Here is a 12032-nt window from a genome sequence, read left to right on the forward strand (position 1 = left end):
GTCAATGAATGCTGGGTCACCAATCATACGCGAAGCCAATGAAAAATGTGCGCGGTTTTCCAGGGAAATAGCGGTCACCTGAGAAGCCGGTAAAGTCAGCTCTTTCGGCATAGGCTTCATTGGTCAGGTTGATGACCCTCGCAGACACTTGAATGTGCGATGACAGGCGCCACAGCGCGCGTAAGTTTAGCAGGTCATGTCCCTGATATTCATTTACATTTTCTGGGTCGGTAAAATAGGCGCTCACACTATGCCATTCTAGGGCAACCTGTGCTGATGCTGCGGGAAAATAGCTGAGTCTGATATTGGCAAGATTGCGTGGAGCTGTGTCAATATCATTGCCGTTGATATTGACACTATTGATCACGCGATCGTATTCATAAGTATGCTGACCGTGGGTATAGGCAATTGCAGCCTGCCATTGCTCAGCGAATCGCCATTGCGCCTCAACTTCCAACCCTTTGTGTTGTGTTTTACCGTCACTGACATTAAAAAAGTCGCTGTCTCTAAAAATGACGTTGTCTTTATCCATAATATAAAGCGCGGCGACAAATGAAGCCTGCTTGTAGTGACCTTTTAAGCCAATTTCCCTACTCAGTGCATCGACGGCTTCCAAGTCAGTAATTTGTTGTCCCCGTTGCAATCGATAAAGCTCGGTTGCTTGAGGTGCGCGATAGCCGCGGGCGATATTTGAAAATAGCGTTAAGTTTTCATTCACGGTATAGGTTACACCGACACTGGGAGACAGGTTGTTGAACTGGTTTTTACCGCTTTCTGGACGGTTGTATCGACAGCCCCCAAATCCACATTCAGAACCATCTTCACGGGTTCTGCCGCTTACCATATTATTGGTATAGTCGTATGCCATGCGTTCATAGCGCGCCCCAATATTGACTAGCCAGTCGCTTTTTTGCCATTGCAAATTGATAAAGGGCGCAACCTGTGTCGCTTTTACCTCGTAATCGTAATGCAGGCCTTGAGGAACCGTTTCTACTAAAAATGGCGACCCTTGAGTTGGTCTGGGCTGAGACTGAATTAATTCACCTTTTGCGTATTCTGCATCTAGACCTACGCTAAAACGAACCGGTTTGCCGGACACTGAATGCCAGACTGTCTGTAAGCCAGCACTGCGTTGTGCATTTTCTTCCAGCGGTTGCCCCGGTAGAAAATGCTGCAGAAAGTCCATGCTTTGGTCACGCAAGTAGGGGGTAACAATCACCTGTGAGCCATCTGACAGCGCGAAAGTATTGCGTGACCACAACCGCCACGCCCGATTTTTTCGAAAGGCTTCCGGGTTAGCATTAGACTGCGCGATATCTGCATCTTTATACGCTTCAAAACCGGTAATAAATCCTGCGGTATCCTGATCGAGATTGGTATAAGCCAGACCTGTCATGCTTTCCCAGTTATTGCCCTGTAAGCGATAGCGAACAGACACTTTTTCCTGTGCCACACTCTCATCGTCTCTATAACCACTGTCGCGGGTAACACTGGTTGCCATGCCGATCCCCGAATCCCCCCAGTCTTGTCCAGCTTGTAGTGCATAGCGCTGATAGCCAAAAGAGCCTAATTCAGCTCGAGCAAATCCGTCGCCTCGCGTGGTATCTGGGGTGATAACGTTTATCACGCCGTGAATCGCATTAGCGCCGTAAAACACAGAGCCCGGTCCCTTGAGGACTTCAATACGACGGGCAACCTCACTGTGTGCTTCAAACAGCTCATTGATATTACAAAAACCGGCAGCGCGGAGAGGAATGCCGTCTTCGGTTGTGAGTAATTCTCCGCATGCCCCCGCGCCTGTAAATACAGGCGAGCGCAAAGCGGGGAGGTATTCCTGACCATTGCCTCTGTGAATATTAATGCCGGCGATCTGCGCCAGGCTCTCCTGAATGTGGGTATGTGCATTCAGTGTTAGCCTAGATTCAGAGACATCACTGACCACAAGAGGCAAATTACGTTCTACTGTGTCGACACGCGTTGCTGTGGTAACAATGCGCTCAATGTCCGGCTCAGAGGCCTGGAGCAAGGGTGAGGGAACAGAGAGAAGCAAAACACTAGCACAAGAAAATAGGCGAGAAACAGACAAAAATAGGCTCCTGTGAAAACTTAAGCTGGCTTAAAAACGCTATACTAGCACCGACAGATCACTGCATGCCTCAGAATTAATCTTAAGTGCTGTAACTTATGAGACTGATTGCATGACAAAACTATTCATTGCATCGGGTATCCGATTTGCTATATCTTCTCGGGTATCAAAATCCTCAGTGTTAGCCTGCCGACACTGCATCACAACATTGACGCTATTGCAGAGTAGGGCGATAATTCGTCAAAGCAATAGTTAAGGGACCGCGTAATGACCACAATCGTTTTGCCATCAAAGTTTGATTTTAGCTACCACAAGAACTTTACCGATCAATATGCTAGCGCGCTAGCAGATGGTTCTGAGTCTGCAATCGTGCTAGATTTTAGCTCGGTAGAGTACATTGACAGTGCAGCCTTAGGCATGATGGTTTTGCTTAAGAAAAAAGCGGAAGCGGAAAATAGAACTGTTGTCATAGAAAATGCGTCCGGTGCTGCATTAGATGTGCTCAACATTGCCAATTTTAAAAATTTATTTGAAATCAAATAGTCAGGGCCGCTATGCCAGATACAGCGATAGAATATGAGTTTGTAGACGAGGTAGACGCCTCTCATACAAATGAAATTCAAGCTGTTATTGCGTCGTTAAACACCGGAAACACTCAGTTAGCCCATGCGTCTATTTGTTTACTGCACGTGCAGGTTTTGTCCAGGAGCGCGCTGGCCAAACTACATCAGCGTTGTGCCGAGCATGTTGACAGTAAGTTGGTGTTACTGACACCAGATAATTCTCAGTCAAAGCTGGTTATGGCTTATGAATCAGGGATAGAAGAACACATTCTTTTGCCGGTGGATAAGCAATTGCTCACCATCAAGCTACATAACCTCATTCGCGAACAAAACGCTCAATACTATCAGGCTGAAAAGAACCAGCAATTGGAGAGTATACTCACGCGCATACAGCAAGAAGAGAGTTTTGCGCAGCACGTGTACCAGGAAATTTCAGGTAATGCGATAAACGTTAACAAGGACTACTATTTCCTGCAGCGCTCCGCCGAGGGATTTTGTGGTGACTTTTTGTTTGATATTCGCAGTCCAACCGGGATTAGATACGTATTCTTGGCAGATGCAATGGGTCACGGTTTAGCAGCTGCGCTAAGTATGTTGCCCGTGATCAATGTAGTAAAAGCCATGGCGCATCGCAGTATGCCGATTTCCTCTATTGTTCACGAAGTTAACCGGCGCCTGAACTCTGAATTACCGGCTGATCGGTTTGTGGCGCTGGCAGCGATAGAAGTGTCGCCTTTCTCAGAAAAAATTACCGTAATTAATGCAGGCTTGCCCTCTATTTTCGTGGCAGACAAAAATGGCGAACTGCAAGAGTGTGAATCGAAAAGCCTTCCATTGGGTATCGTGCAGGGCAACGAGTTTACCATCAAGCCAGATGTATTCTCATTACAAACCATGTCGTCTTTACTGATGTATACCGATGGCTTAATAGAGCAGGAAAATGCCCATGGCGAGAGTATTTCTAAACATGGTCTGAAAGAGGCTTTGCTCAATCTGACCGCCAACGAACAGCCTTGGGAAGGGATTGCTGAGCAGTTTAATAAGCATACCGGTGAGCAGGAACTATCAGACGACGTGACCTTATGTGCCATTGATTTTGATGTGTTTGAGCTGGAGGTGCAGGCAGAACAAGCGGGCGATAAGCGTGAGGGTAATATCGCCTTTACATTAGAAATCAGCGGTGATTATCTCAATTCTGTTGATGCACCGGCTTTTGTTTCAAAGTTTCTTTATGCCGCTGGCCTTGAGGGTAAATTAGCCGGTAAAACCTTTACTGCCGTTGCAGAGCTGTACCAAAATGGACTTGATCATGGTGTACTAGAATTAGATTCATCACTAAAAAACGATACAGATGGTTTTATTCAGTATCTGTCTGAGCGTGAGATTGCCTTAAGCACGCTTAGCAGTAACGATTGTGTTACGTTAAGCCTTTCTTACAGTGCATCGGGCGGTGTAGAAGCCTCTGTGTCTGATACGGGCAAAGGTTACGATACCAGCAAAATCGAACCTGACCAGTTTTCCATGTTTGGACGGGGCCTGGCGCTGGTAAAACAACTTAGCGAATCCTGCGTTACCAATAAAACGGGCAATGAAGTTAAGGTAGTTATTAAAGAATAAGGGCTGTCTATGTCGATGGAGATAGGGGAGTTTCATCAGGTATTTTTCGCGGAATGCGATGAGCACCTAGAAGATATGGAACAAACCCTGTTGAATACGCCCATAGATGAGGTTACGCCCGATACCATCAATCGACTATTTCGCGCTGCGCACTCCATCAAAGGTGGCAGTGGAATGTTTGGTTTTACCGCTGTCACAGGTTTGACCCATGTGATGGAAACCCTGCTAGACAGTGCACGAAATGGCGAGATTGTAATGACCACTGCCATTGTCGATACATTACTCTTAAGCTTGGACGAATTGCGGTTTGTAATTGGTAAATATCAAAACGGTGAGGCGGTAGAAAAGAGCATTGTGGCGGAAAATATCGCCGCAATAGAGGTGTACCTGCACACTGATACACCCAACCCAGACGCCATTTCCTTGTTCGAGCCTATTAGCGAGTCGGAAGACGACGATATACCTTTGTTCGGTCCGCTCGATGGAGCGGCTGATGACGACATGCCTTTATTTGCGCCTATTGACACGCCCGAATCTGCATCTACGCCGGAACAGCCACAACCCAACCTCGAATCCTCTCCCAAGGTTGCCAAAAAGCTCAATAAAAAATCACAAAGCACGGCCCAGACCTCAACGATTCGGGTTGATACCACCAAGATAGATTCAGTGATGAATCAATTGGGAGAGTTGGTCATTACACAGTCAGTGTTACGTAATCTTGCCAATAAAACGTCCGGTAGCTTAGCGGTGGAATTTGAAGAGGCTCTGGATAATTTAAGCTTTCAATTACGCGAAATGCAGGAAAGTACATTGTCTATTCGCATGCTTCCCGTGAGCAATCTTTTTTCCCGTTTTGGGCGGCTGGTGAGAGATGCAGCGAGTAAGGCCAATAAGCAGGTTGCATTGGTTGTGGAAGGCACTGAAACCGAAATAGACAAAACCATGATTGAGCATCTTGCCGATCCCCTAACACATATAATCCGCAATGGGATTGACCACGGCATTGAGTCGCCAGAGGATAGAGTCTACAAGGGGAAAGAGGCACAGGGCACCCTATTGCTAAAAGCGTTTCAGCAAGGCAGTTCGGTCATCATTCAGCTCAAAGATGATGGCGCAGGCTTAAACCGTGAAAAAATCATCGAAAAAGCCCGGCAAAAGGGCATGGCAGTCTCTGCGGCCATGCCCGATGAATCGGTGTGGAAACTCATTTTTGAACCGGGCTTTTCAACCGCTGAGCAAGTCTCCGATCTGTCAGGCAGAGGTGTGGGCATGGATGTGGTGAAACGAAACGTTGAAGACTTAAATGGCACGATAGATATTCAGAGTGAATCTGAAAAAGGCACCACATTTACCCTTATATTACCGCTCACTTTAGCTATCCTTGATGGTATGAGTGTAAAAGTCGGTAAGCAGGTTTTTATTATTCCGCTGTTGAGTATCGTAGAGTCATTTCAGGTAGAAGCGCATCTTGTAAAGCGCGTTGGAAACCAGCCTGTGGTCCTACACCGGGATCATTACTGGCCCATATTATCTTTAGCAGCCTGTATGGGCATAGACTCACAGGAGCGCGATTTAAGCGACGGCATCATTGTATTACTGAACGCGTCTACTGCGCGGGTAGCGTTACTGGTTGATGATTTAGTAGGCGAGCAGCAAATCGTAGTTAAATCATTGAAAAAGCATTTTCGAACGGTGCCTAATGTCTCCGCAGCAACCATTCTGGGTGATGGCAGCGTGTCACTTATTCTGGATGTAGAACAGCTTACCAAGCAGGTTTCATTACCGCCAGAAATTCTAAAGGATGACGATGAGCAATCAGAACACGAATGAGGCACTGCTGCTGGAATATTTAACCTTTCGGCTAGGTGAAGAAACCTATGGGTTGGATATCATGGCAGTGAAAGAAATTCGCGGTTACGAAAAAGGTACCAAGCTGGCCAATGTCCCTGAGTTTGTGCTAGGGGTAGTGAATTTGCGCGGTGATATTGTCCCGATCGTCGATTTACGTATCCGATTCAACGTGGGTAAACCGATATACGACGAGTTCACCATAGTGATCATGCTTAACATTAATGAACGCTTTGTGGGTATTGTGGTTGATGAAGTATGTGATGTTATTAAAGTCGACAGTGAAACGATTAAACCTGCACCGCAGTTTGGTGCAGTGTTTGATATGGAATACCTCGAAGGACTGGTAACAGTTGAAGATATTATGGTTATACTGGTGAATATACAGGCGTTAGTTACCAGCGATACCTTTGCGCTAATTGACAAAAATAACGAAGAACAGGAGCGCCCGCAATGACGTTTTTTATGCGACTCAACAATGTCTCCATTCGCAGTAAGCTGGTTTTTCTAAGCTTCTTGGTGCTCTGTGCGCTGTTGGTACCTAGCTATCTTTTTTATCAGCATACACAAGTTGATATCGACATATTAAAAACCGCCATTAAGGGGCAACCTGTCACCCGTAATGGGGTAACCTTGGCAAAGTTATTTGCTGAGCACAGAGGCCTGTCAGCGCGCTATTTAAACGGCGATGAAAATGCCCGTATGCTTATCATCAATAAGGGAGGCGAAATAGCAAATCAGTTAAACGCATTTAAACAGCAAATTGCTGACTCAGGCTCTGAAGACATGGCTGCGGAGTTGGAGACGATTTCGTCTTCCTGGAATGTATTGAAAGCCAATGTACCGCAAAATACGATAGAGGCAAGAAGCTCGTTCGAGCAGCATTCTCTGCTGATTAGGCAAATGCACCACTTGCTAGAAATCACTATTCGTCATTATCAGATGACTTATTTGCAATCGGCAGTAGCCTACAACTTAACCATTTCAAGTGCAGTTGATTTACCCATAGTCACCGATAAACTCGGTCAAATCAGAGGGCACGGCGCTGGCATATTGAGTGCTAAGAAGGCATCCGACTCGGATATAGCCATACTTAATTCCTATATGGTGGGTATGTCGCAAGCACTTCAAAATCTCAATGACCATGTTCAACTGGTTTCCCGCTCAGGTGTTGGGCTACCGGCTGTCGAAACCTTAACGCTGAGCGCTGAGGGACTGTTATTGAATGCTGAAAATGAAATTATTAACGCCACCACAATCACACAGGATGCCGGTACTTTTTTTGATGAAGCCACGCGTATTATCGGGGAGTTTTACCAATTTAATGATCAGATGACGCAGGTATTGAGTTCAACACTTGATGAGAATCTTGCCTCGTTACAATGGCAGCAGCGACTTTCACTGCTGTTTATTGGTTTTATCGCCTGTTTAACGTTGGGCATGTTTTATGCCATCACCCGTTCAATAAACATAGGCGTCACAAAAACCGTCAACGCACTTTCGGATATTGCAGAAGGTGATTACTCGTTCGACGCTGCTGTTATACGAAAAGATGAATTTGGCAGTATTGGTAGAACGCTGGTTGAGGTGGCCGCCAAGCTTCGCCACTTTAAAAATGTGTCTATTGAAGCAATACGGGTAAAACAAGCGCTAGACAATAGCTCTACCTGTTACATGATTGCCAACACAAACCGGGAAATTATTTATATGAATGACTCGGTGATCACTATGCTTAGCGAGGCTGAGGGGGATATTCGCAAAGATTTACCGCAATTCAGCATTAAGCATTTGCTGGGTAAAAGTATCGATGAGTTTCATAAAAACCCGCACCATCAACGGGGCATACTGGACAAACTCAGGGAAACTTATACCACAACAATATCACTAGGCAACTTCACCTTCCGGCTTATTGTGAATCCTATCTTCAATGAAGACAAAGCGATTATCGGTCACTCCGTTGAATGGCATGACATGACAGACTTTTTTGAGAAAGAACGTCGCATAGCCCGTTTGCTAGAGTCGCTGGATTGTGCGTCGACCAATGTGATGATTGCCGATGCCGATCGCAAGATTATTTACATGAACAAGGCGGTTACGAAAATGCTGCGTGCAGTGGAATCAGATTTGCAACAGGAGCTGCCGAATTTTAATGTGGATACTGTACTGGGTTCGTCGATAGATGACTTTCATACCGACCCTGCTCACCAGATGAAATTACTGGGCGAGTTAACCACGACTTACCAAGCGAAGATTCAGGTAGGTAGACGTCACTTTAAGTTAACAGCAAACCCCATCATTTCAGAGTCTGGTGAACGTTTGGGGTCGGTCGTTGAATGGTTAGACAGAACTAAAGAGATTGAAGCAGAGCAAGAAATTGAAGCGCTGGTAAAAGCAGCTGTGCATGGCGACTTTTCGGTACGCGCCGATGATACAGACAAGACAGGCTTTCAGCATGTGCTTACCTGCGGTTTGAACGATTTATTGGATATTGCTGAGCAAGGCTTGTCGGAGGTGTCTAAAATTCTGCTCGCCATTTCTGAAGGCGACCTGACGCAAAAAATTGAAAAAGACTTTGAAGGTACCTTCGAACAGCTAAGACTATATTGCAATAAGACCTCACAAAACCTAGCCGAAATCGTCTATGAAATTCGCACTGCCAGCAGTTCACTGAGTATTACCTCTTCGGAAATTGCGCTGGGTAACAAAGATTTGTCTTCTAGAACGGAACAACAGGCTTCGACCTTAGAAGAGACGGCTTCCAGTATGGAGCAGATAAACAGCGCCGTGCGCAATACCGCACTTAATGCACAACAGGCAAGTATGTTGGCCACACAGGCTTCAGAAATGGCGACTACAGGCGGTGCACTGGTTGATGGCGTTGTAGATACCATGGCGCAAATTAACGGGTCGGCGAAACAAATTGAAGACATTATTGGCGTAATTGATGGAATTGCGTTTCAAACCAATATTCTTGCTTTGAATGCGGCAGTGGAAGCCGCTCGTGCAGGCGAACAGGGCCGTGGCTTTGCAGTAGTCGCGTCGGAAGTAAGAACTCTGGCTAAACGTTCTGCCAGTTCTGCCAAAGATATTAAAGCCTTGATTTCCGACTCGGTCTCGCGTATCGAAACCGGCAATGCACTGGTCATCCAGTCGGGGAAATCGATCGCTGAGGTCGTTGAGGTCGTCCGACAAGTCAGCGACCTTATCACGGATATTGCAACGGCATCTGAACAACAAGCGTCGGGTATCGATGAAGTGAATAAAGCGGTTGCTGGCATGGATGATATGACACAGCAAAATGCCGCTATGGTTGAACAAGCTGCGGCGGCAGCAGAGAGTATGCACGCATTGGCGCAACAGCTTGAAGAGAGAGTGAAGGCGTTTAATATTGGTGAGTTTTCCCTTGATGCGTTACATGCGCCAGCCAAGCCACTTCCACCACCTGATACTATGCCTAAGCCGCAATCTAAAGGGTATGAGGATGACGACGACTGGGAGAGTTTTTGAGCCGGCCCTATTCCTTTAATCGCCGAGATTTTAAGGCGATACAATCCCTGGTTTATGAACGGGCAGGGATTGCACTATCAGCCAGCAAAGATGCCATGGTGTACAGCCGTTTAAGCCGTCGACTTAGGGTTCTTTCTTTGTCGACATTTGGCGAATACATCGAGTACTTGTCTGATAATGACCATGAAATGCAGTTATTTATTGATGCATTAACAACAAATAAAACGGCCTTTTTTAGAGAAGAACATCATTTTTCGTTTTTGAAAGACTGGCTGGCCAAGCAGTCAACATCTGTCACTATTTGGTGTGCGGCAAGCAGTTCCGGGGAAGAGCCGTATTCCATAGCGATGACATGTGAGGATGCGTTTAGAAAAACAAACCTCGGTTACGAGGTTTTTGCTTCTGACATTAATACCGCTATGCTAGATAAAGCCAGACAAGCAAGTTACTCCATTGAGATGTTGGAGGCGATCCCCAAGGACTATGTAAAGCGGTATTGTCAAAAAGGCAAAAATAAAAATGCCGGCCTATTTCGGGTGCATCCCACTATTTATGCCAATACACATTTCTTCCATCAGAATTTACTCGATAATTCCTGGTCCCTTCCCACTAAGCTGGATATTATTTTTTGTCGCAATGTTATGATTTACTTCGATAAAGCGACCCAAACCAAACTACTGAAGCGTTTTGCCGAAAAGCTAAAGCCTGGTGGACTTTATTTTGCCGGTCACTCTGAATCTGTCATGCCACTGTGTGATCACTATTCACCGTTAGGGCATACCATTTATCAAAAGGTCAGTGGATGAGTGAGGCTAACGCGCCTAACCGCTATTATGATCGGTATTTCCAAAGACAGGCCGTTAAAATCTTGCCCGGTGAATTTTACGCCACGGCAGAGAAAACGCTAATCGTGACTGTGCTCGGTAGCTGTTTGTCGGTGTGTTTACGCGATCCGCTGACGGCAATATGCGGTATGAATCACTTTCTATTACCGTTTGAATACAGTGCAGGGGCGACAACGAAAAAAAACCAATTTCAATACGGCGATGTTGCCGTGGGCAAGCTGATCACTGAAATGGTTAAATTGGGGGCCAGTGAGTCACACATTGAAGCCAAAGTATTTGGTGCCGCGAATTTAATGCAAGGGTTGAATATGTCCAATGTAGGGCAGAGCAGTGCTGACTTTGTGCTTGCCTACCTTCGCTATAAAGAAATTCCGCTCATCGCATCAGATTTGCTCGACCAATTTCCAAGAAAGGTGTATTTTTTCCCTGAGACAGGTGAAGTCAAAGTGAAAAAAATTAAAAACCTCAATAACACAACAATTCTGGATAGGGAAAGTGAATACCGAATGCGATTAAGGCAAACCCTGTGATTTCAGTTCTGATTGTTGATGACTCTGTCACCATTTGTAATGTGCTGAAAAAAGCTATTGAATTACATCCGGCCATGCAAGTGGTAGGCATAGCGCATGATGCCTTCCAGGCAAAAGAGCTGGTAAACCGACACAAGCCAGACGTGATTACTTTGGATGTGCAAATGCCTGAGGTAGATGGCCTTCGATTTTTAGAAAAGTTAATGAAGGCGCGACCAACACCCGTGGTCATGTTCTCATCATTAACTGGTAAAAATTCAGACGTCTCGCTCAAAGCATTGGAATTAGGTGCAGTGGATTTTATTCCTAAATCTCAGCTTGATTTATATAATACCGCCCCCTTCACCAAGCTATTACACGAAAAGCTGCTGTCGGTGGCTAACACTAAAATTACTACAAAGCCGCGTGCTCTGCCTATTCCTGGACGTGAAGGGTTCAGTTATAAAAATCACGATGTTGTAGTGGCTATCGGTGCCAGCACGGGGGGCACAGAGGCGATTAAACAGGTTATGCAGAATCTTCCCAGTAACTTCCCGCCAGTGGTGGTGGCGCTGCATATGCCTAAGGGGTTTACCGAATCTTATGCAAACAGGCTTGATGCGTTGACAGCATTGGCGGTCCGTGAAGCCTGTGACGGCGAACGTCTGTTAGCAGGACATGCTTACATTGCACCGGGTGATCATCATTTGCGCATTGTCAGAAAAGGTGTGCATTACGAGGCGAGTGTGCTACAGGACGAAAAAGTGACTGGACACCGTCCGTCAGTAGATGCTTTATTTTTAAGCGTGGCTGAGGCGGCAGGGAAGTCTTCTATTGGCATATTGTTAACCGGTATGGGCAAAGACGGTGCAAGCGGTTTAGCGACTATTAAGCAGGCCGGTGGTCACACATTGGTGCAGGATGAGGCTTCCTGTGTAGTGTACGGTATGCCCAAAGAGGCGGCTAAAATCAACGCCCATTGCGAGCAGGTAGCGTTGGAAAACATACCCGTTAGAGTGATGAGTGAGGTGAAGCGAAGATAAGTCGTGAGCCCGCT

At 46.1% G+C, this 12032-nt stretch carries 9 protein-coding genes; 8 read left to right on the plus strand and 1 reads right to left on the minus strand.

Annotation, left to right across the window (positions count from 1 at the left end; translation table 11 throughout):
• Positions 1-16: 16 nt before the first annotated feature.
• On the minus strand, positions 17-2086 hold the full coding sequence (locus DRW07_RS04115; protein ID WP_124026597.1) for a TonB-dependent receptor: 2070 nt from the start codon (positions 2084-2086) through the stop codon (positions 17-19).
• A gap of 267 nt (positions 2087-2353) precedes the next feature.
• Between DRW07_RS04115 and DRW07_RS04120 the strand changes: the two genes are divergently transcribed.
• From DRW07_RS04120 to DRW07_RS04155, 8 genes are read left to right on the plus strand one after another with little or no spacing between them, the layout of a single operon-like run.
• Positions 2354-2629 carry an STAS domain-containing protein gene (locus DRW07_RS04120; protein WP_124026598.1) on the plus strand — a complete coding sequence of 92 codons (276 nt, stop codon included), beginning with the start codon at positions 2354-2356 and terminating at the stop codon, positions 2627-2629.
• A gap of 11 nt (positions 2630-2640) precedes the next feature.
• Positions 2641-4266: an ATP-binding SpoIIE family protein phosphatase gene (locus DRW07_RS04125; RefSeq protein ID WP_124026599.1), complete on the plus strand. Its 1626-nt coding sequence runs from the start codon at positions 2641-2643 to the stop codon at positions 4264-4266.
• Positions 4267-4275: 9 nt separating this feature from the next.
• Positions 4276-6096 (plus strand): chemotaxis protein CheA, encoded by a 1821-nt coding sequence (locus DRW07_RS04130; RefSeq protein WP_205665350.1) that lies wholly within the window; start codon positions 4276-4278, stop codon positions 6094-6096.
• Complete coding sequence (locus DRW07_RS04135; RefSeq protein ID WP_240630498.1) at positions 6074-6571, plus strand: chemotaxis protein CheW; 498 nt, start codon at positions 6074-6076, stop codon at positions 6569-6571. The genes DRW07_RS04130 and DRW07_RS04135 overlap by 23 nt, the downstream gene beginning before the upstream one ends.
• Positions 6568-9621: a methyl-accepting chemotaxis protein gene (locus DRW07_RS04140; RefSeq protein WP_124026601.1), complete on the plus strand. Its 3054-nt coding sequence runs from the start codon at positions 6568-6570 to the stop codon at positions 9619-9621. Before DRW07_RS04135 ends, DRW07_RS04140 begins: the two co-directional genes overlap by 4 nt.
• Positions 9618-10427 carry a CheR family methyltransferase gene (locus DRW07_RS04145; protein WP_124026602.1) on the plus strand — a complete coding sequence of 270 codons (810 nt, stop codon included), beginning with the start codon at positions 9618-9620 and terminating at the stop codon, positions 10425-10427. The genes DRW07_RS04140 and DRW07_RS04145 overlap by 4 nt, the downstream gene beginning before the upstream one ends.
• Positions 10424-10996 (plus strand): chemoreceptor glutamine deamidase CheD, encoded by a 573-nt coding sequence (gene cheD, locus DRW07_RS04150; RefSeq protein ID WP_124026603.1) that lies wholly within the window; start codon positions 10424-10426, stop codon positions 10994-10996. The genes DRW07_RS04145 and cheD overlap by 4 nt, the downstream gene beginning before the upstream one ends.
• The gene (locus DRW07_RS04155) at positions 10993-12018 is read left to right on the plus strand and encodes a protein-glutamate methylesterase/protein-glutamine glutaminase (RefSeq protein ID WP_205665351.1); all 1026 of its coding nucleotides are present in this window, start codon (positions 10993-10995) and stop codon (positions 12016-12018) included. The genes cheD and DRW07_RS04155 overlap by 4 nt, the downstream gene beginning before the upstream one ends.
• Positions 12019-12032: the final 14 nt, after the last annotated feature.

The organism is Paralteromonas sediminis, from assembly GCF_003820355.1.
In the GTDB taxonomy this organism is placed as follows: Bacteria; Pseudomonadota; Gammaproteobacteria; order Enterobacterales; family Alteromonadaceae; genus Alteromonas_F; species Alteromonas_F sediminis.

Bases quoted from the DNA above. Each gene is read 5' to 3' on its own strand.
- DRW07_RS04140 (WP_124026601.1), top strand. From the start codon at position 6,568: ATGACGTTTTTTATGCGACTCAACAATGTCTCCATTCGCAGTAAGCTG.
- DRW07_RS04125 (WP_124026599.1), top strand. From the start codon at position 2,641: ATGCCAGATACAGCGATAGAATATGAGTTTGTAGACGAGGTAGACGCC.
- DRW07_RS04135 (WP_240630498.1), top strand. From the start codon at position 6,074: ATGAGCAATCAGAACACGAATGAGGCACTGCTGCTGGAATATTTAACC.
- DRW07_RS04120 (WP_124026598.1), top strand. From the start codon at position 2,354: ATGACCACAATCGTTTTGCCATCAAAGTTTGATTTTAGCTACCACAAG.
- DRW07_RS04130 (WP_205665350.1), top strand. From the start codon at position 4,276: ATGTCGATGGAGATAGGGGAGTTTCATCAGGTATTTTTCGCGGAATGC.
- cheD (WP_124026603.1), top strand. From the start codon at position 10,424: ATGAGTGAGGCTAACGCGCCTAACCGCTATTATGATCGGTATTTCCAA.